This window comes from Priestia sp. AB, assembly GCF_028369225.1.
Lineage (GTDB): Bacteria > Bacillota > Bacilli > Bacillales > Bacillaceae_H > Priestia > Priestia megaterium.
This window is the reverse complement of the sequence record NZ_JAQMYN010000016.1, coordinates 1-19198: the sequence shown is the minus strand read 5'-3', so window position 1 is coordinate 19198 and position 19198 is coordinate 1. Positions and strand designations below refer to the sequence as shown.

At 38.8% G+C, this 19198-nt stretch carries 30 protein-coding genes; 27 read left to right on the top strand and 3 right to left on the bottom strand.

From position 1 onward, the window contains the following. Nucleotides 1-27: 27 nt before the first annotated feature. The 25 genes from POF52_RS27060 (at nucleotide 28) to POF52_RS26940 (ending at nucleotide 15355) form a co-directional block, all read left to right on the top strand. On the top strand, nucleotides 28-213 hold the full coding sequence (locus POF52_RS27060; RefSeq protein WP_013054940.1) for a type Z 30S ribosomal protein S14: 186 nt from the start codon (nucleotides 28-30) through the stop codon (nucleotides 211-213). Nucleotides 214-243: 30 nt separating this feature from the next. Beyond that, on the top strand, nucleotides 244-642 hold the full coding sequence (gene rpsH / locus POF52_RS27055; protein WP_013081375.1) for a 30S ribosomal protein S8: 399 nt from the start codon (nucleotides 244-246) through the stop codon (nucleotides 640-642). A 30-nt stretch (nucleotides 643-672) separates the two neighbouring features. Next, entirely contained in the window at nucleotides 673-1212 is a 540-nt protein-coding gene (rplF, locus tag POF52_RS27050; RefSeq protein WP_013054942.1) for a 50S ribosomal protein L6, read from the top strand. A gap of 32 nt (nucleotides 1213-1244) precedes the next feature. Then, a complete protein-coding gene (gene rplR / locus POF52_RS27045) occupies nucleotides 1245-1607 on the top strand; it encodes a 50S ribosomal protein L18 (protein WP_271996690.1) in 363 nt (120 codons plus the stop codon). A 20-nt stretch (nucleotides 1608-1627) separates the two neighbouring features. Next, a complete protein-coding gene (rpsE, locus tag POF52_RS27040) occupies nucleotides 1628-2128 on the top strand; it encodes a 30S ribosomal protein S5 (protein WP_013054944.1) in 501 nt (166 codons plus the stop codon). A gap of 14 nt (nucleotides 2129-2142) precedes the next feature. Further along, nucleotides 2143-2325: a 50S ribosomal protein L30 gene (gene rpmD, locus POF52_RS27035; protein WP_013054945.1), complete on the top strand. Its 183-nt coding sequence runs from the start codon at nucleotides 2143-2145 to the stop codon at nucleotides 2323-2325. 33 nt (nucleotides 2326-2358) lie between these two features. Then, on the top strand, nucleotides 2359-2799 hold the full coding sequence (gene rplO, locus POF52_RS27030; protein WP_013054946.1) for a 50S ribosomal protein L15: 441 nt from the start codon (nucleotides 2359-2361) through the stop codon (nucleotides 2797-2799). Beyond that, entirely contained in the window at nucleotides 2799-4091 is a 1293-nt protein-coding gene (secY, locus tag POF52_RS27025) for a preprotein translocase subunit SecY (protein WP_013081376.1), read from the top strand. Before rplO ends, secY begins: the two co-directional genes overlap by 1 nt. 66 nt (nucleotides 4092-4157) lie before the next feature. Next, the gene (locus tag POF52_RS27020; protein WP_013054948.1) at nucleotides 4158-4811 is read left to right on the top strand and encodes an adenylate kinase; all 654 of its coding nucleotides are present in this window, start codon (nucleotides 4158-4160) and stop codon (nucleotides 4809-4811) included. Continuing rightward, nucleotides 4808-5554: a type I methionyl aminopeptidase gene (gene map, locus POF52_RS27015; protein ID WP_016762725.1), complete on the top strand. Its 747-nt coding sequence runs from the start codon at nucleotides 4808-4810 to the stop codon at nucleotides 5552-5554. The genes POF52_RS27020 and map overlap by 4 nt, the downstream gene beginning before the upstream one ends. Nucleotides 5555-5789: 235 nt before the next feature. Continuing rightward, the gene (gene infA, locus POF52_RS27010) at nucleotides 5790-6008 is read left to right on the top strand and encodes a translation initiation factor IF-1 (protein WP_010285101.1); all 219 of its coding nucleotides are present in this window, start codon (nucleotides 5790-5792) and stop codon (nucleotides 6006-6008) included. A gap of 37 nt (nucleotides 6009-6045) precedes the next feature. After that, nucleotides 6046-6159 (top strand): 50S ribosomal protein L36, encoded by a 114-nt coding sequence (gene rpmJ, locus POF52_RS27005; RefSeq protein ID WP_003156543.1) that lies wholly within the window; start codon nucleotides 6046-6048, stop codon nucleotides 6157-6159. A gap of 24 nt (nucleotides 6160-6183) precedes the next feature. After that, nucleotides 6184-6549: a 30S ribosomal protein S13 gene (rpsM, locus tag POF52_RS27000; protein ID WP_013054950.1), complete on the top strand. Its 366-nt coding sequence runs from the start codon at nucleotides 6184-6186 to the stop codon at nucleotides 6547-6549. A 23-nt stretch (nucleotides 6550-6572) separates the two neighbouring features. Beyond that, the gene (gene rpsK / locus POF52_RS26995) at nucleotides 6573-6962 is read left to right on the top strand and encodes a 30S ribosomal protein S11 (RefSeq protein ID WP_013054951.1); all 390 of its coding nucleotides are present in this window, start codon (nucleotides 6573-6575) and stop codon (nucleotides 6960-6962) included. Between the two features lie 180 nt (nucleotides 6963-7142). Continuing rightward, on the top strand, nucleotides 7143-8087 hold the full coding sequence (locus POF52_RS26990) for a DNA-directed RNA polymerase subunit alpha (protein WP_013054952.1): 945 nt from the start codon (nucleotides 7143-7145) through the stop codon (nucleotides 8085-8087). Between the two features lie 44 nt (nucleotides 8088-8131). Further along, nucleotides 8132-8494, top strand: a complete 363-nt coding sequence (gene rplQ, locus POF52_RS26985; protein ID WP_013054953.1) for a 50S ribosomal protein L17 — start codon at nucleotides 8132-8134, stop codon at nucleotides 8492-8494. Between the two features lie 138 nt (nucleotides 8495-8632). Beyond that, nucleotides 8633-9472, top strand: coding sequence for an energy-coupling factor ABC transporter ATP-binding protein (locus POF52_RS26980; RefSeq protein WP_013054954.1), 840 nt, complete (start codon nucleotides 8633-8635; stop codon nucleotides 9470-9472). After that, nucleotides 9448-10317, top strand: coding sequence for an energy-coupling factor ABC transporter ATP-binding protein (locus tag POF52_RS26975; protein WP_271996675.1), 870 nt, complete (start codon nucleotides 9448-9450; stop codon nucleotides 10315-10317). Before POF52_RS26980 ends, POF52_RS26975 begins: the two co-directional genes overlap by 25 nt. Further along, the gene (locus POF52_RS26970) at nucleotides 10314-11111 is read left to right on the top strand and encodes an energy-coupling factor transporter transmembrane component T family protein (protein ID WP_016762726.1); all 798 of its coding nucleotides are present in this window, start codon (nucleotides 10314-10316) and stop codon (nucleotides 11109-11111) included. The genes POF52_RS26975 and POF52_RS26970 overlap by 4 nt, the downstream gene beginning before the upstream one ends. Nucleotides 11112-11129: 18 nt before the next feature. After that, nucleotides 11130-11870 carry a tRNA pseudouridine(38-40) synthase TruA gene (gene truA / locus POF52_RS26965; protein WP_013054957.1) on the top strand — a complete coding sequence of 247 codons (741 nt, stop codon included), beginning with the start codon at nucleotides 11130-11132 and terminating at the stop codon, nucleotides 11868-11870. Nucleotides 11871-12026: 156 nt separating this feature from the next. Further along, nucleotides 12027-12464, top strand: a complete 438-nt coding sequence (gene rplM, locus POF52_RS26960) for a 50S ribosomal protein L13 (protein WP_013081381.1) — start codon at nucleotides 12027-12029, stop codon at nucleotides 12462-12464. 22 nt (nucleotides 12465-12486) lie between these two features. After that, nucleotides 12487-12879 (top strand): 30S ribosomal protein S9, encoded by a 393-nt coding sequence (gene rpsI / locus POF52_RS26955; RefSeq protein ID WP_013054959.1) that lies wholly within the window; start codon nucleotides 12487-12489, stop codon nucleotides 12877-12879. A 108-nt stretch (nucleotides 12880-12987) separates the two neighbouring features. Continuing rightward, nucleotides 12988-13413 (top strand): DUF2521 family protein, encoded by a 426-nt coding sequence (locus tag POF52_RS26950; protein ID WP_013081382.1) that lies wholly within the window; start codon nucleotides 12988-12990, stop codon nucleotides 13411-13413. A 70-nt stretch (nucleotides 13414-13483) separates the two neighbouring features. Then, on the top strand, nucleotides 13484-14191 hold the full coding sequence (cwlD, locus tag POF52_RS26945; protein WP_013054961.1) for an N-acetylmuramoyl-L-alanine amidase CwlD: 708 nt from the start codon (nucleotides 13484-13486) through the stop codon (nucleotides 14189-14191). Nucleotides 14192-14281: 90 nt separating this feature from the next. Next, nucleotides 14282-15355, top strand: a complete 1074-nt coding sequence (locus tag POF52_RS26940) for an Mrp/NBP35 family ATP-binding protein (protein ID WP_271996668.1) — start codon at nucleotides 14282-14284, stop codon at nucleotides 15353-15355. Nucleotides 15356-15393: 38 nt separating this feature from the next. Here POF52_RS26940 and POF52_RS26935 read toward each other — a convergent pair whose 3' ends face one another. Together POF52_RS26935 and gerD are read right to left on the bottom strand one after the other, a co-directional pair. Next, nucleotides 15394-16302 (bottom strand): LysR family transcriptional regulator, encoded by a 909-nt coding sequence (locus POF52_RS26935; RefSeq protein WP_013081385.1) that lies wholly within the window; start codon nucleotides 16300-16302, stop codon nucleotides 15394-15396. Nucleotides 16303-16489: 187 nt separating this feature from the next. Further along, complete coding sequence (gene gerD / locus POF52_RS26930; RefSeq protein ID WP_013054964.1) at nucleotides 16490-17119, bottom strand: spore germination lipoprotein GerD; 630 nt, start codon at nucleotides 17117-17119, stop codon at nucleotides 16490-16492. Between the two features lie 145 nt (nucleotides 17120-17264). Here gerD and POF52_RS26925 point away from each other — a divergent pair, with 145 nt between their 5' ends. Beyond that, nucleotides 17265-17885 carry a KinB-signaling pathway activation protein gene (locus POF52_RS26925; RefSeq protein WP_271996662.1) on the top strand — a complete coding sequence of 207 codons (621 nt, stop codon included), beginning with the start codon at nucleotides 17265-17267 and terminating at the stop codon, nucleotides 17883-17885. 44 nt (nucleotides 17886-17929) lie between these two features. On the opposite strand, the gene pdaB is transcribed toward POF52_RS26925, so the two are convergent. Beyond that, on the bottom strand, nucleotides 17930-18694 hold the full coding sequence (gene pdaB / locus POF52_RS26920; RefSeq protein WP_271996659.1) for a polysaccharide deacetylase family sporulation protein PdaB: 765 nt from the start codon (nucleotides 18692-18694) through the stop codon (nucleotides 17930-17932). 136 nt (nucleotides 18695-18830) lie between these two features. Between pdaB and POF52_RS26915 the strand changes: the two genes are divergently transcribed. Continuing rightward, the gene (locus POF52_RS26915) at nucleotides 18831-19031 is read left to right on the top strand and encodes a hypothetical protein (RefSeq protein WP_042451667.1); all 201 of its coding nucleotides are present in this window, start codon (nucleotides 18831-18833) and stop codon (nucleotides 19029-19031) included. Nucleotides 19032-19198: the final 167 nt, after the last annotated feature.

The window sequence follows — 19198 nt, the reverse complement described above, 5'->3', positions numbered from 1 at the left end:
CCAACGTTAAGCAGAGGAGGCGAAAATGTGGCTAAAAAATCAATGATTGCGAAGCAAAAACGCCAGCAAAAATTCCAAGTACAAGAGTATACACGTTGCGAACGTTGTGGACGTCCACACTCAGTACTACGTAAATTCAAGCTTTGCCGTATTTGTTTCCGTGAGCTTGCTTATAAAGGTCAAATTCCTGGTGTTAAAAAAGCTAGTTGGTAAAACCCAAGTTTGGGAAGGAGGTAAATTAATATGGTAATGACTGATCCTATTGCAGATTTACTAACTCGTATCCGCAATGCGAACATGGTTCGTCATGAGAAAATTGAAGTTCCTGCTTCTAACATTAAGAAGCAAATTGCAGAAATCCTTAAGCGTGAGGGTTTCGTACGTGATGTAGAATACATCGAAGACAACAAACAAGGTATTATCCGTATCTTCTTAAAATACGGTTCAAATAACGAACGTGTAATTACAGGCTTAAAACGTATCAGTAAACCTGGTCTACGTGTTTATGCAAAAAATAACGAAGTACCACGTGTACTTAACGGTTTAGGTATCGCAATCGTTTCTACTTCTCAAGGTGTTTTAACTGACAAAGAAGCTCGTCAAAAGCAAACTGGTGGAGAAGTATTAGCGTACGTTTGGTAATAAGTTTTAAATGTGAATGGAGGTGTAACTATGTCACGTGTTGGTAAAAAGCCTTTAGAACTTCCAGCAGGTGTTACAGTTACGAACGAGAGCAACACTGTAACTGTAAAAGGACCAAAGGGTGAATTAACTCGTACATTCCACCCTGAAATCGAGATTAAAGTTGAAGACAACGTATTAGTTGTTAATCGTCCTAGTGACAATAAAGAGCACCGCGCTCTTCACGGAACTACTCGTAGCCTTTTAGGTAACATGGTTGAAGGTGTTACTAAAGGATTCGAACGTGGTTTAGAATTAGTCGGTGTAGGTTACCGTGCACAAAAATCTGGTAGCAAATTAGTATTGAGCGTTGGATACTCTCACCCAGTTGAGATTACTCCTGAAACAGGAATCGAAATCGAAGTTCCTTCTCAAACTAAGATCGTTATTAAAGGTATTGATAAAGAACGCGTAGGTGCATTAGCTGCAAATATTCGTGACGTTCGTCCACCAGAGCCTTACAAAGGTAAAGGTATTCGTTACGAAGGCGAATATGTACGTCGTAAAGAAGGTAAAACTGCTAAGAAGTAATGCCGGTTAGGTAAAAGAAAGGAGTGCCCGAAATGATCACGAAGCTTGATAAAAACAAAGTTCGTAAAAAAAGACATGCTCGTGTTCGTGCGAAGTTATCTGGAACTGCAACTCGTCCGCGTTTAAACGTGTTCCGTTCTAATCAACATATTTACGCACAAGTTATCGACGATTTAAATTCAGTAACAATCGCAAGTGCTTCAACGTTAGATAAAGACCTGACTTTAGAAAGCACTAGTAACACTGAAGCTGCTATCAAAGTTGGCGAATTAGTCGCTAAACGCGCAGTAGAAAAAGGTGTAAACGAAGTAGTATTCGACCGTGGCGGTTATTTATATCATGGCCGTGTTAAAGCATTAGCTGACGCTGCTCGTGAAGCTGGATTACAATTCTAATTGTAAAAGGAGGGAAAATCATGCGTCGTATTGATCCAAATAAATTAGAGCTTGAAGAACGTGTTGTTACCGTTAACCGCGTAGCTAAAGTTGTGAAAGGTGGACGTCGTTTCCGCTTCGCTGCATTAGTTGTAGTTGGTGACAAAAACGGTCACGTTGGATTCGGTACTGGTAAAGCACAAGAGGTACCAGATGCAATCCGTAAAGCAATTGAAGATGCGAAGAAAAACTTAATTACTGTACCTATGGTTGGTACAACTATTCCACACGAAATCCTTGGACAATTTGGTGCAGGTCAAATTTTCTTAAAACCTGCTTCTGAAGGTACAGGAGTTATCGCTGGTGGCCCAGTTCGTGCGGTACTAGAATTGGGTGGAGTAAGTGATATTCTATCTAAATCTTTAGGTTCAAACACTCCAATCAACATGGTACGTGCAACTCTTAACGGTTTAGCTAACCTAAAACGTGCTGAAGATGTTGCAAAACTACGTGGCAAGACTGTAGAAGAACTGTTAGGATAAGGGAGGGATATGGAATGGCAAACAAACTAGCAATTACCCTTACTCGTAGCGTAATTGGTCGTCCAGAAGATCAACGTGTAACTGTTCGTACACTTGGCCTACGTAAGTTAAATCAAACTGTCGTTCAAGACGATAATCCTGCAATTCGCGGAATGATTAACAAAGTAGCTCACCTTGTTACAGTAAAAGAGCAATAAGTATAAATTGTCACTCTAAGGAGGTGCTCCGGAATGAAACTTCATGAATTGAAACCAGCTGAAGGTTCACGTAAAGTACGTAACCGTGTAGGTCGTGGTACTGGTTCAGGTAACGGAAAGACTTCAGGTAAAGGTCACAAAGGGCAAAACGCTCGCTCTGGCGGTGGCGTAAGACCTGGCTTCGAAGGTGGTCAAACTCCTTTATTCCGTCGTCTTCCAAAACGTGGGTTCACTAATATCAATCGCAAAGAATACGCGATCGTTAATTTAGAAGCTCTTAACCGTTTTGAAGATGGAACTGAAGTAACACCAGAATTATTAATCGAAACTGGTTTAGTAAGCAAAGCAAAAGCTGGCGTTAAAGTACTAGGAAACGGTACATTAAACTCTAAGCTAACTGTTAAAGCTGCTAAATTCTCTTCAACTGCTAAAGAAGCTATCGAAGCTGCTGGCGGTACAGTTGAGGTGATCTAATGTTTCAAACAATCTCCAATTTAATGCGCGTGCGTGAAATAAGACAAAAAATCTTTTTCACTTTGTTAATGTTAATTGTCTTCCGAATTGGTACATTTATTCCTGTACCAAGTGTTAATACGGATGTACTAAAATTGCAAGATGGGTTAAATGTATTCGGGGTTCTGAATACATTTGGCGGCGGCGCGTTAAAAAACTTCTCCATTCTTGCTATGGGCATTATGCCTTATATTACAGCATCCATCATCGTCCAATTATTACAGATGGATGTTGTACCTAAGTTTACAGAATGGTCAAAGCAGGGAGATGTTGGGCGCCGTAAATTAGCTCAAGTAACTCGTTATGGAACAATTGTGCTTGGATTTATCCAGGCTTTAGGTATGTCTATAGGATTCAACAATATTTCGGGCGGACAATTGATCGCTAATCCAGGAATTTCTACGTATCTTCTAATTGCTACAGTGTTAACGGCAGGTACTGCCTTCTTAATGTGGTTAGGAGAGCAGATTACTGCAAAAGGCGTAGGTAACGGTATTTCTATCATTATCTTTGCTGGGATTGCAGCTGGTATTCCGACAACATTAAATCAAATTTATGCACAGCAATTTGAAGACGTTGGAGATCAATTATTCATTCGTATCGTAACGGTAGTTTTAATTGCGATTGCAGTTTTAGCTATTATTGTTGGGGTTATTTACTTCCAACAAGCGCTACGAAAAATTCCTATTCAATATGCAAAGGGTTCAGCTGGTCGTAATCCTGTTGGAGGTCAATCCACTCATTTGCCGTTAAAAGTAAATGCAGCTGGGGTTATTCCTGTTATCTTTGCAGTTTCATTTATTATTACACCACCAACAATTGCATCATTTTTCGGTCCAAATGATGTAACGGCGTGGATTCAGAATACATTTGACTATACTAAGCCAATTGGTATGATAGTGTATGTAGCGTTAATCATTGCTTTTTGTTACTTCTATACTTTTGTTCAAGTTAACCCTGAACAAGTAGCAGAGAACTTGAAAAAGCAAGGTGGCTACATCCCAGGCATCCGTCCTGGTAAAAGCACACAAGCTTATTTAACGAAAGTGTTATATCGTCTGACATTAATCGGTTCGATATTCCTTGCGTTAATTGCTGTGTTGCCGGTTCTGTTCATCAAAATTGCAAACTTACCATCATCTGCTCAGATCGGCGGTACTAGTTTGTTAATTGTTGTCGGTGTAGCTCTTGAGACAATGAAACAGCTTGAGAGTCAATTAGTGAAACGCCATTATAAGGGATTTATTAAGTAAAGCTGTTTAGTGGGAAGCAAGCTGCTTTCCCATTAAACGGATAAGATACTGAGGGGGAAGCAAGAAATGAATTTAGTGTTAATGGGCCTTCCTGGTGCTGGGAAAGGTACTCAAGCAGAAAAAATCGTTGAGCATTACGATATCCCTCATATCTCAACAGGAGATATGTTCCGAGCTGCAATTAAAGAAGGAACGCAACTAGGTTTAAAAGCTAAATCATTTATGGATCAAGGTAACCTTGTTCCTGATGAAGTAACAATTGGAATTGTGCGCGAGCGTTTAAACAAACAAGATTGTGAAAACGGCTTTTTACTTGATGGCTTCCCAAGAACAGTAGCCCAAGCAGAAGCTCTTGAAACAATTACAAAAGAACTAAACAAGCAAATTGATTATGTGATTAATATTGATGTAGATCAAAGCATTTTAATGGAGCGTCTTACTGGACGCCGCATTTGTAAAGATTGCGGAGCTACTTACCACTTAGTATTCAATCCTCCTGCGAAAGAAGGAGTTTGTGACAAATGTGGCGGAGAGCTTTACCAACGTGCAGATGACAATGCTGAGACGGTTTCAACTAGACTTTCAGTTAATGTTAAACAATCTCAACCTCTACTTGATTTCTATCAAGAAAAAGGTTATCTACGCAATATTAATGGTAATCAAGATATTAACATTGTGTTTGAGGATGTTCGTCAATTACTTGCTGGGGTTAAGCAATGATCATTTGCAAGACACCAGAGGAAATTGAGGTCATGCGTGAAGCTGGACGAATCGTGGCTTTAACTCATCAAGAGTTAAAAAAGCATATCGCTCCAGGTATTACGACTATAGAATTGGATGCAATTGCTGAAAATTTTATTCGTCAACATGATGCAATTCCGTCTTTTAAAGGGTATAATGGTTTTCGCGGCAGTGTATGTGCTTCTGTGAATGAAGAATTAGTTCATGGTATTCCGGGTGAACGCAAGCTTAATGAAGGAGATATCATCAGTTTAGACATCGGAGCTAAATTCGGTGGCTATCACGGTGATTCAGCTTGGACATATGGAGTAGGAAAGATTTCATTAGAAAATCAAGAGCTGCTTAATGTGACTGAGCAATCTCTCTACAAGGGATTAGCAGAAGCTAAGCCGGGTGAGCGTTTGTCGAATATTTCACATGCTATTCAACAGTACGCAGAATCACGTAACTTTTCGATTGTAAGAGAATATGTTGGCCATGGGGTCGGCAAAGACTTACATGAAGATCCGCAAGTACCTCATTATGGTCCACCGAATAAAGGACCGCGTCTACGTCCAGGCATGGTATTGGCAGTTGAGCCAATGGTGAATGCTGGTATGCGATATGTAAAAACATTACCTGATAACTGGACAGTTGTCACAGTAGATGGTAAAATGTGTGCGCACTTCGAACATACTATTGCAATTACTGAGACGGGATATGAAATTCTGACAGCATTGTAATGTTAAAGGATGTTATCTCTATCCATTCCTCGCTAGATGCACTGGACAGTAAACAGTAATTATCTAAATTCACGATGATCGTTTTTCGTCTGAATTGCTGTTAAAATGGTAAAGATGTATATTAGCGTCAATCATCTTGAATTTAATGATTACGATCTCCGGATGTTCAGAACAGGTTCTTTTTAAGTCGTTTAATGATAGCTTGTTACTGTTTCAAAGAAAGGAGAGCACTTTAATGGCAAAAGACGATGTAATTGAAGTTGAAGGTACAGTTGCTGAAACTTTACCTAACGCTATGTTCAAGGTAGAATTAGAAAATGGTCATACAGTACTTGCTCACGTATCAGGAAAAATTCGCATGCATTTCATTCGAATCTTACCTGGTGATAAAGTAACTGTAGAATTGTCACCATACGATTTAACTCGCGGTAGAATTACGTACCGTTTCAAATAAAACCTATGCACTCCGTACTATCAAGGAGGTATGAAACATGAAAGTCAGACCATCAGTTAAACCAATCTGCGAAAAATGTAAAGTTATCCGTAGAAAAGGTAAAGTAATGGTAATTTGTGAAAACCCTAAGCATAAACAAAAACAAGGTTAATCAATAAGGAGGTGCACTATTCATATGGCACGTATTGCTGGTGTTGATATTCCTCGTGACAAGCGTGTAGTAATTTCATTAACATACATTTTCGGTATTGGTCGTCCAACTGCTGAAAAAGTTCTAGCTGAAGCTGGAGTTTCTGAAGATACTCGCGTTCGTGACTTAACAGAAGAAGAATTAGGTAAAATTCGTGATATTTTAGATAGCTATAAAGTAGAAGGCGATCTTCGTCGTGAAGTTTCTTTAAACATCAAACGTTTAATTGAGATTGGTTCATACCGTGGTATCCGCCACCGTCGTAGTTTACCAGTTCGTGGTCAAAACAGTAAAAACAATGCTCGTACACGTAAAGGCCCACGCCGTACTGTAGCGAACAAGAAGAAATAATTAGTAAGGGAGGTCATTAACAGATGGCACGTAAAACTAATACACGTAAACGTCGCGTGAAAAAGAATATTGAAGCTGGTGTAGCTCATATTCGCTCAACGTTTAACAACACTATTGTAACAATTACAGATGTTCACGGTAATGCGATTGCTTGGTCTAGTGCAGGCGCACTTGGCTTCAGAGGTTCTCGTAAATCTACTCCATTTGCTGCGCAAATGGCTGCTGAAACTGCTGCTAAAGTTTCTATGGATAACGGAATGAAAACTCTTGAAGTTACAGTTAAAGGCCCTGGTGCTGGTCGTGAAGCAGCTATCCGTGCTCTTCAAGCTGCAGGTTTAGAAGTAACAGCTATTAAAGATGTTACTCCTGTACCTCACAACGGATGCCGCCCACCAAAACGTCGTCGTGTATAATTAATATGTATAGATTCTATTTCGTTGTCTATAATGATGATGGTGTAGAATTTATTCATGCAACGAAATGTTTTCCATTTGTTGTGCACATTCGGGAACTGTCTAATAGGGAATTTCGGTTAGGCATTTGAGAAATCAGCCGTCTAGCCGAGGTTTCGACGTTTTGAAGGAGGGTTTATATTGATAGAGATTGAAAAGCCAAAAATCGAAACGGTAGAAATCAGCGATGATAGAAAGTACGGTAAATTCGTCGTCGAACCACTTGAGCGTGGATATGGTACTACTTTGGGTAACTCCTTACGTCGTATCCTATTATCCTCACTCCCTGGTGCAGCTGTAACATCTATTCAAATTGAAGGTGTATTACATGAATTTTCAACAGTTCCTGGAGTTGTTGAAGATGTAACAAACATCATTTTAAACGTTAAAAAGTTAGCGTTAAAGATTTACTCTGATGAAGAGAAAACACTTGAGATCGATGTTAAAGGTCCTGGTACAGTAACGGCTGCTGACATTCAAGCAGACAGCGATATCGAAGTTCTAAATCCGGATCTTCATATTGCAACACTTGAGTCAGATGCTCATTTCCGTATGAGACTTACTGCTCGCACAGGTCGAGGTTATAATCCTGCCGATGCTAACAAGCGTGAAGACCAACCAATTGGTGTACTTCCAATTGATTCAATCTATACGCCTGTTACTCGCGTATCGTATTATGTAGAGAATACTCGTGTTGGTCAAATGACAAATTACGATAAGTTAACGTTGGATGTTTGGACTGACGGTAGCATTGAGCCAGAAAAAGCTGTTGCTTTAGGTGCAAAGATTCTAACTGAACACTTAAATATCTTCGTTAACTTAACAGATGAAGCTCAAAAAGCAGAGATTATGGTAGAAAAAGAAGAAGACCAGAAAGAAAAAGTTCTAGAGATGACGATCGAGGAACTGGATTTATCTGTTCGTTCTTACAACTGCTTAAAACGAGCAGGCATCAATACTGTACAAGAGCTTGCTAATAAAACAGAAGAAGATATGATGAAAGTTCGTAACTTAGGCCGTAAATCTTTAGAAGAAGTTAAAGCTAAACTTGAAGAATTAGGTTTGGGTCTACGTAAGGACGACTGATTATATCTACCTGTTTAACTACTTAACAAAGGAGGGGACCTCACATGTCTTACCGTAAATTAGGTCGTACAAGCGCACAACGCAAGGCGCTTCTTCGTGATTTAACAACTGATTTAATCATCAGTGAACGCATTGAGACAACTGAAGCTCGTGCAAAAGAATTACGTTCAACTGTTGAAAAAATGATTACTTTAGGTAAACGTGGAGATCTACACGCTCGTCGTCAAGCTGCATCTTACATCCGTAATGAAGTAGCTAACGAAGAAGCTGGTCAAAGCGCTTTACAAAAACTATTCAGCGATATTGCTACTCGCTACGAAGATCGCCAAGGCGGTTACACTCGTATCTTAAAAGTTGGACCTCGCCGTGGTGACGGTGCTCCAATGGTTATCATTGAATTAGTTTAATATTTTTAATACAGATAGAAAAGGGCGAGACAGTGTGTAACTAGTCGTTGCCCTTTTTTTATACCTAAAACCGGGTAAATAGCGTAAAAAATCAATGTAGGTAATGCTGCAATAGAAAAAGCTGAGAGGAAGATAGCGTTGAAAGAAATGTCTTTAGAGGTAAAAGATTTATGCTTTCGATACGATCCTGAAGCAGACCTAACATTAGATCACCTTTCTCTCTCTGCTTATAAAGGTGAATGGTTAGCGATAGCTGGACATAATGGATCTGGTAAGTCGACGCTGGCACGAATTCTAAACGGCCTTTTGCTACCTGAAAAAGGAACGGTTCGAGTGGGCGATACTCTTTTATCTGAAGAAACAATATGGGATGTGCGCAAGCAGATTGGAATGGTGTTTCAAAATCCAGATAATCAATTTGTTGGCTCAACCGTTCAAGACGATATTGCGTTTGGGCTTGAAAACAACGGGATCCCATTTGAGATTATGGAAAAACGTATACCTGAAGCAATCGAAATGGTCAATATGAGTGCTTTTCTGGATCAAGAGCCTCATCAGCTATCAGGTGGACAAAAACAGCGTGTGGCCATTGCGGGTATAATTGCCGTACAGCCATCTGTCATCATTCTAGATGAAGCAACATCTATGTTAGATCCTATTGGGCGAACTGAAGTACTTGAAACTGTTAGAAAATTAAAAGAAGAAAAACAACTGACGGTTATTTCAATTACTCACGATTTAGATGAAGTAGCAATGGCTGACAGAGTCGTTGTGATGAACAAAGGGAAGATCTATGCAACAGGTACTCCACGCGAAGTATTTGCATTAGGTTCCAAGTTAACGGATATTGGACTAGACTTGCCGTTTTCCGTTAAACTAAGCCATCGTTTTGCTTCCGTAGGAATTCCTTTATCAAAAATTCATTTAACAGATGAGGACTTGGTGGACGAACTATGGACATTATATTCAAAGAAGTAGAGCACCGTTATCAAGTTAATACACCATTTGAACGAATTGCTCTACATGACTTAAATTTAAACATTCAATCAGGTACATTTTTGGCTGTTATTGGCCATACTGGTTCTGGGAAATCAACAATCATACAGCATCTGAATGCCTTATTGAAGCCAACTGCTGGTGAAATTCAAATCGGTGAGCGCACCATTAAAGCCAATCGAAAAGAAAAGAATTTAAAAGCTATTCGGCAGCAAGTAGGCGTGGTGTTTCAATTTCCAGAACATCAGCTTTTTGAAGAAACGGTGGAAAAAGATATAGCTTTTGGACCAATGAATTATGGCGTTTCGGAAGAAGAAGCAAAGCAAAAAGCAAGAGAGCTTATCAAGTTAGTAGGGTTGCCAGAAGACATTCTCTCCAGATCTCCTTTTGATTTGAGTGGTGGACAAATGCGTCGTGTAGCGATAGCAGGTATTCTAGCGATGAATCCTAATGTGCTAATTTTAGATGAGCCAACTGCTGGATTGGACCCTAGAGGGCGTCAAGAAATTATGAATATGATTTATCGTCTTCATAAAGAAAAAGGCTTGACGACGATTCTCGTGACTCACAGCATGGAAGATGCAGCTATGTACGCAGATGAGCTAATTGTGATGAATAAGGGAACGATTGCGATGAAAGGGTCACCTAGAGAAGTATTTGGTCAGCATACGCAGTTAAAAGAATATGGATTGGATGTTCCAGAATCGCTTCGCTTTATGCTGAAGCTGCAAGAGAAATTTCAGCTTGAAGCATCGGATACGGTTATTACCTTTTCTGAGGTGGTAGAGAAAGTGCAGCACCTTATGCAGCAAGGTGAACGATTATGATGAACTCAATCATTATTGGTAAGTATGTGCCGGGTCATTCGGTTGTCCATCGAATGGATCCTCGGGCCAAGCTGCTTCTCGTATTTGCGTATGTATTAATTGTGTTTTTAGCAAATAACCCTATTGGCTATGCTTTTTTAGGTGTGTATACCCTTATGATAGTGGCCATGAGTAAAGTGCCCGTTTCGTTTATTTTAAGAGGGTTAAAGCCCGTTATGTTTATTATTATCATCACGTTTCTATTGCACATTTTTATGACGAAGGAAGGTCCTCTTTTGTTTGAATGGGGATGGTTTTCTGTCTATAAAGGCGGCCTTATTCAAGGTGTTTTAATTTCCTTGCGCTTCTTGTTCTTAATTCTAATTACGACGATGCTAACTTTAACGACTACGCCTATTGAAGTAACAGATGGAATGGAAAGCTTGCTGAATCCATTTAAAAAGCTTAAGCTTCCCGTACACGAATTAGCTTTAATGATGTCCATTTCTCTTCGCTTTATTCCTACATTGATGGAAGAGACAGATAAAATTATTAAAGCGCAGACAGCACGAGGAGTGGACTTTAGCAGCGGCCCCGTTACGGATCGTTTGAAAGCTGTCGTTCCTTTACTTGTTCCTCTATTTATAGGTTCATTTAAGCGTGCTGAAGAGCTGGCTATTGCCATGGAGGCAAGGGGTTATAAAGGCGGAGAAGGGCGTACAAAGTATCGTCAATTGAAATGGGGAAGCATAGATACAATTATGCTTTTACTTCTGCTGGCAGTAGCAGTTGTTTTAGTGCTGATTAGAACGTAAAGATTGTTTGGTGAAAAGATGAAACGTTTAAAATGTATAGTTGCATACGACGGCACACACTTTTCAGGTTATCAAGTTCAGCCCAATAAGCGAACTGTTCAACTGGAGATTGAAGCCGTTTTAGAGAAAATGCATAACAAAAAAGTGCCGATTTACGCCTCTGGACGAACGGACACAAATGTTCATGCACAGGGGCAAGTCATTCATTTTGATACAAACCTAAATATTCCATGTGATAAGTGGAAAAAAGCATTGAATTCAATGCTACCAGATGATATTGTAATGAAGAATGTATGTGAAGTTGATGCACATTTTCACGCCCGGTATGACGTTACTTCAAAAGAGTATCGCTATCATATTTTGCGCGGCGAAGATCGAAATCCTTTCACTCGTTCTTATGCATACCATTATCCTTATCCATTAGACTACTCAAAAATGAAAAAAGCCATCACATATTTACTCGGTACACACGACTTTACAAGCTTTTGTTCAGCGAGAACAGAAGTGGAAGATAAGATTCGTACGATTTACAAGATTGATATGTATGAAGAGAATAGTCAGCTTGTGTTTAGATTCGTTGGAAGTGGCTTTCTGTATAATATGGTTCGTATTCTTGTTGGAACGCTTTTAGAAGTAGGACAAGGCCGTATTGAACCAGATGCTATAAAAGATATTCTAGAAAGCAAATCACGTCCTCGTGCAGGGAAGACTGCGCCTTCGCAAGGACTATATTTATGGCGCGTTTTCTATGACAACTAAACCTGGTGTAACATTTTCTTGACATTAGTAGCTTAAAGATATAATATATCATATGGTATGTATTTTAACCCCACGGTTAGCCCCGGAAATTAATCGTGTTGAAATAGAAGGTTGAAATAATTTTATAATTGATGATGAAAATTAGGAGGGAAACTCATGCGTACAACTTTCATGGCGAAAGCAAACGAAGTAGAGCGTAAATGGTATGTTGTCGATGCTGAAGGTAAAACTTTAGGTCGTTTAGCAAGTGAAGTAGCATCAATCTTACGCGGTAAACATAAACCAACTTTTACACCACATGTTGATACTGGTGATCACGTGATCCTTATCAATGCGTCAAAAATCGAACTAACAGGTAAGAAATTAACTGATAAAATTTATTACCGTCACAGCATGCACCCAGGTGGTTTGAAACAACGTACAGCATTAGAAATGCGTACTAACTACTCTGAGAAAATGCTTGAATTAGGAATCAAAGGCATGCTTCCAAAAGGTAGCCTAGGCCGTCAAATGTTCAAAAAATTACATGTGTATGCTGGTGAAGCACATCCACATGAAGCACAAAAACCAGAAGTTTACGAACTTCGCGGATAATTAATAAGAGGAGGTTATTATCTTGGCACAGGTACAATATTACGGAACTGGTCGTCGTAAAAGCTCTGTTGCTCGTGTACGTTTAGTACCAGGTAACGGTCGCGTAACAATCAACGGTCGTGAAATCGAAGAATACATTCCATTTGCTGCACTACGTGAAGTAGTAAAACAACCACTTGCTTTAACTGAAACTGTAGGTAACTATGACGTATTTGTAAACGTTAATGGTGGAGGTTATGCAGGTCAAGCTGGCGCTATTCGTCACGGAATCTCTCGTGCTTTATTAGAAGCAGACCCTGAATACCGTGGAACATTAAAACGTGCTGGTCTATTAACTCGTGACGCTCGTGCGAAAGAACGTAAAAAATACGGTCTTAAAGGCGCTCGTCGTGCACCACAATTCTCAAAACGTTAATTTTATATTACGTTTCAAGCCTTGGTCTTTGGACCAAGGCTTTTTTTATTTGTTGTTTGCGTATGAGACGAAGGCTTGTGCAGACAATATGTAAAAAAGGGAGGCGTTATGGTGAACGAGGTTACATATTTAAAAGAAAAACGTTATGAAAAAGAAATGAAATATGAACGCAAAGTCCTAAGAGAACTGTCGTTTGATTTGCTTCAAGAGAGGCTGCGTCGTTATTTTCATCCCATGTTTCAGTGGAATATGCTAGGAGACGAACATGTGGAGGAGTACTGTCTTGATATTGCCATCGAATCATTTTTATTAGGTGCCCGGGTGAGTAAACGTGGTAAAGGCTACGAAGACTTTCAGAAGCACAGTAAGCAAGAAGAGTCTCTTTTAATTGATACATTGTATGGAGCCGTCAGCATGTCTGTAACAGATCTTTATCAAGACGGTCTGTATTATTTGTGTCAAGGATATGTGCAAGACTGGTGGAAAGAAGGTTATCGTACCGCAGAAAAAAGACGTCGGTTACGTTTGCATTAAAAAGTACTCATAATTCCCGTTCTTGTCCCATATAGAAATAAATAGGTGAGGCAAGAAGGGAAGGGATAAAATGTCTAAAGTAAAAATAATGAGCACAATTATAGCGCTTCTCGTTCTTTTTGTCATTGTACAATATCAGATAGATCATAGAACATCATCCGGTTCGCTTTCACTCCCTCTTAGCGGGAAAGTTATTGTACTAGATCCTGGACATGGCGGTGTTGATGGAGGAGCCGTAGGAGGGGATGAAGTGCTTGAAAAAGAAATAACTCTTAAAATTTCGTTGATGCTTCGGGACTATCTGCAAGAGCAAGGAGCACTTGTTATTATGACGAGAGAAAAAGACGAAGACCTAGCGGCCAAAGACACAAGAGGATACAGTCGCAGAAAAGTAGAGGACTTAAAAAATCGCTTAACGATGATTAATAAATCCAATGCTGATTTGTACTTAAGTATTCACTTGAATGCTATTCCATCCTCTGCATGGAGAGGGGCTCAAACTTTCTATTACGGGTCCCTAAAAGAAAACGAGCAAGTGGCTAAACTCATTCAACAAGAGCTAAGAAATAATCTGGATAATACGAGTCGTGAAGCAAAAGCTATTCAAACTCTTTACCTTCTTAAGCATTCTAAGCCACCAGGTGCTTTGGTTGAAGTAGGATTCTTATCAAATCCTACAGAACGTAAAATGCTTCAATCGAAACGCTATCAAAAAAAGTTAGCTGAATCCATTTATGAAGGAGTCAGCCGGTATTTTACTGGAGAAAAGCCTAAATAAAAAGCATAGCATCCTTCTATTCAGAAAAATCTAATATGTATGATATACTTGATAGTATAAATAAATAGATTTTAACATGGTGGTGGGAGTATGCTAACGGAAAAGCAAGTAAAAGAAGTAGTAGGGGAAATTACAGATCCATTTTTAAATAAAAAACTATCAGAAACAGATGCGATTAAAGAAATAACAATTAAATCTGAAAAACAGCATATAAGCCTGAAGATTGCTGTTGCAAAAACAGGTACTAGTGAACAGCTGAGCCTTCAAGGCACAATTGTAGAAGAATTAAAAAAAGCAGGTGTACAGTCGGTCGGACTGCGATTTGTTGAGTTTACGCCTGAAGAACTTCAGCAGTACCGCGCTGAGCAACCGAATACTGGCAACTTACTAACTAGTCCGAATGCACCTGAATTTATTGCTATTGCCAGCGGTAAAGGAGGCGTTGGTAAATCAACAGTCTCTGTTAACTTGGCCGTTTCTCTAGCTCGTTTAGGAAAGAAAGTTGGTTTAATTGATGCTGACATTTATGGATTCAGCGTTCCAGATATGATGGGAATCACACAGCGTCCTGTAGTAGAAGGTGAAAAGATTATTCCAGTTGACCGTTTCGGAGTAAAAGTTATTTCCATGGGCTTCTTTGTAGAAGATAATTCACCTGTTATCTGGCGAGGACCTATGCTTGGAAAAATGTTGACAAGCTTTTTTACAGAAGTTGAATGGGGAGAATTAGATTATCTTTTACTAGACTTACCTCCCGGAACAGGTGATGTCGCATTAGACGTTCACTCTATGCTTCCTGCTTGTAAAGAAGTGATTATTACAACACCACATCCTACAGCGGCATTTGTTGCAGCCAGAGCGGGTGCTATGGCTTTGAAAACCGATCATGAGATAATTGGAGTTGTAGAAAATATGGCCTACTTTGAAAGCCAGCTAACAGGGGAAAAAGAGTATGTATTTGGTAAAGGCGGAGGTCCAAAACTTGCTGAGGAACTTCAGACAGAGCTGTTAGGACAGCTTCCGTTAAGTCAGCCTGACTGGAATGAAGAAGATTTTGCACCTTCCATTTACGATGAATCGCATCGTTTAGGTAAAATATATGGAGAGATTGCAAGCAAGATTGCATTTATTTGCGAAAATGAAAAAGCAGCAACAGGAAAATAACAAAAAGCACGCGCTGTTCGAGCGCGTGCTTTTTGCTATTATACAGAGAGTTCAATCTGCGCCTTTTTTAAATCAAATGCAAGGTTTTGTTTTAAGAGAGCTAAAAATGTTTTTCCGGCTGTACTTACGGTGTGAGACTGGTGCTTTAAAATGCCGATTGCAGGCCCCTCATGCAAGTCATGAATCGTTTTAACCACCACTTGATCTGGCGGAAGAGTTGCGCTTATTTGTGGAACAACGGCTACTCCTAAGTTTTCTTTTACAAAATGCTGAAGTGTGCTAATAGTACCTAACTGGACTTTAGCAGGCAGTTGGCCTGTTCGTTCAAAGATTAGCTGCTCAATTTTCTTTTGAACGGAAGATTGCCCAGCTGTAATCAGCGTTTCGTGTATTAAATCTTTTGCAAAGATTGTTTTTCTTTTTGTTAGAGCATGATTGAATGGTAGTAGCAGCACAAGTTTTTCCGTTAGTAATGCCTCAAATTCTATATCTCTGAACGATTCTGAGACAGTGCCAATCGCGAAATCAATTTCTTGATTGCGTATATGTTGATGAAGATGCTTTTCGTCTGCAACGAGTAAGCTAATTTCTGTGTTGGGATATCTTTTTTTAAATAATGAGAGAATGGAAGGCAGTCGACTGCTTGCTGTAGGCTCTGCAGCACCTATACGGATAGTGCCAGCTTCACCTGTTGAATAATCCTTTAAGGTGTTATTTAGATATTCATATTCCTTTAGTAAAATATTTGCCCGCTCGTAAAAGATTTTACCTGCTTCAGTAAGTTTTATGCTTTTTCCTCGTTCTAAAAGCTTAAATCCTAGTTCGGATTCCAACTTTTGAATGTGCAGTGTAATGGTAGGCTGAGAGTACTTTAAATATTCAGCGGCTAATTGAAAGCTTCCTAAACGAACAATGGTTTGAAACGTTTTAATAACGCGAAATTCCATCGAATTCCCTCCTTTTGCTATAAAACGATTGTGTTAATTTCTAATATTTTACCATAAAGCTAAGAATTAAAGTTTACAATTCCAATAAAAATACTAAGTATTAAAAAATATAAAGAAGTTATTTAGGTTTTTTAATAAAAATAAATGACATAATTAAATACGCACCTCATATGAGATGCGTATTTAATCACTGCTGTTGCTGTTCTCCGCCTGAATCAGATCCAGAGGAAGAAGAACCACCATCGTCGCTGCTTTGTTTTTGTCCACCTTGTGTTTCTTCAGCGGCTTTCAAAAGAATGTCTTGAATTTTAGATTGATAAAGAGGGCTATCAAACGTTTCGGTCATAATCTTTTGTAAATAAGTGCGATATTCTTTACTCTTTAAAACAGTCAGTACTTCTTTTTCCATAGCCGGATCCTTTAAAACATCTTGAAGCATTCCTTGATATTCAGGATCTTTCATCAGTTGTTTGATGACCGTCTTATTTTCTTTTTCCAAACTTTTAGCAAAGCTTTCAGCAAACTTCGGATCATCCATGGCTTTTTTCCAAAATTCCACGCCTTTATCTGAGACTAGGGTTTGAGAAATTGTATCTTTTATCGCGTTTTGATCCATTAAAATATCTTGTCTAACAGAAGGGTCTTTCATAATTGCCTCGACTGCTTTTTTTCCTTCATCTGTTTTTAAAATATCAACAACCATTTTCTTTGTTTGATCATAATCCATACCATTGTTCTCTTCATCTTGCGGTGCACAGGCTGTAGCTAAAAGCATACACATTCCTATATAAATGAGGAGCATGAGTCGCTTTTTCATAGTAATGAGCTCCTTTCCTAATATGCTTACGCTTAATATGAGATAATCAAGGTTTTTTATTCATAAAAGAGCTCTAGATTTTTCAAAACGTGATTGGTACAATTTATGAAAAGGTACAATTTTGTAACTTATGGGGGAGATGGAAGTGAATAGTCGAAACTGGGTTCGTCTATTTCTAACCACGTTAGCTGTCGGGGGTATAAGTACAGCTTTTGTTGGGTTTGCGGTGCGCTGGGGGGAATACGGTCACTTATTTCAACAAGGAAAGATAGGAGAAATTGTTGCTGTTTTAACATGGCTCGTAGGCGTAGGGTTTATTTTTAGTTTAATTAGCCAAATGGGGTTTTTTGCATATTTAACTATTCACCGATTTGGATTAGGAATTTTTAAATCTGTATCACTTTGGAAGTCGGTTCAAATTGTATTTGTTTTATTTGTATTATTTGACGTTGCTTATTTTCGTTATAAGTTCTTTCAACAACCGGGAGAAGGCATAGGCAAGTATATTTTGTTAAGCGTTTTCTTGTTAGCGGTGGGGTTGTTAGTGGCGTATGCAAAGAAAAAGCAGACAAATAAAGAGGCCTTTGTACCAGCGCTGTTTTTTATGATTGTTGTAACGACAATTGAATGGTTCCCAGCGCTGCGAACGAACGAAGAAAGCTGGCTTTACCTTATGTTGTTTCCACTTCTAATTTGTAATATGTATCAACTTCTTATTTTGCCGAAACTTCTTACGCACGCAAGAATAGCAAAAGCAGACAAATAGCATATTTGTCTGCTTTTGCTTTCCATATACAGTGCGAATAAATCTTAGCGGATATCTTTTACTTGGGTTTTTGAATTTGAAATTAATGTTGAAACACTTACGTTTGAGACTTTTTTATTTTGTAATGAATTCTTGATATATGGAACAGCCTTTGCTGTTTGTTGAGCGGAGTCAGACGCGTGCAGCAAGATAATATCTCCCCCGTCTAAAGGCTTTGTAACATTCGATACAATCTTTTCAACTCCTGGATTTGTCCAGTCTTTAGAGTCGATGCTCCAGTGAACAATAGTATATCCTATATCTGCTGTTAATTTTAAGATGTCTTTATTAAATTGCCCGTTAGGAGGACGAAGAAGGTGAACATCTTTAAGGCCTAGAGAATCAAAGACTTTCTTTGATTTTGCAAGATCCTGTCTAATCTCATTAGGTTTTAGGCTTGTATAGGAAGTATAGTCATAGCCCATTGTGCCAATTTCGTGCCCGTCTTTCTTAATGAGCTCTACAACATCTGGATGACGTTCAGCCCATGAAGCAGATAAAAAGAAAGTAGCATGTTCAATATGCTGTTTTTTCAGTTCATTTAGAATAGGAATAGCTCTTTCGTCTCCCCAGCTGATGTTAAATGTAAGAGCAACTTCGGAATTTTTATCATCCGCCTTATAAACAGCTCGTGGACCGTTATCTGTTGAAAACACAGGAAAGTGAAACGTCTGTTGAGCATAAAGAAAAAAGCTTGTAAAAAAAGCAGCAACTACGATAAGCATTGTTTGTTTGATTCTTTTGGCTCGAATAGTATAAAACATATTCATTTTGTCACCTCATTTAATAAGTAGTACTTGTCTAATTTGTATGCGTTTTGTCTACAATTAATAACAGGTAAGGAAAAGAACGACTGATTTTATTTTGATGTTTTGAGAATCAATGTCGCAAAAAGCAGGTGAATCAATGAAAATTTGTTTATTTAATCAAGTGGAGTGTTTAGAGTTAGAAGCACTGCTCAGAGAAGAAATGAAAAGAACAAACGTTGCTTTTCAACAAAGTTTGAATCATGTAGTTCTTGAACGAAACATTCAAGAGAAGTATCAAATCCTTTTAAAAATCTTGCTAAGATTCGGTGAAAACAGGGAAGTAAATAAGATTTTTTGATAAAACGAAAAAAACTTTTCAAAAGGTGTTGACTTTATATAGTACAGATGTTAAATTATTAAATGTCGCTGATGAGTGATTGGAAAGCAATCGCAATTCATCAGAAATGAAATATTAAAAAGTTGTTGACAAACGAAAGACAACTTGTTAATATAAAAAAGTCGCTC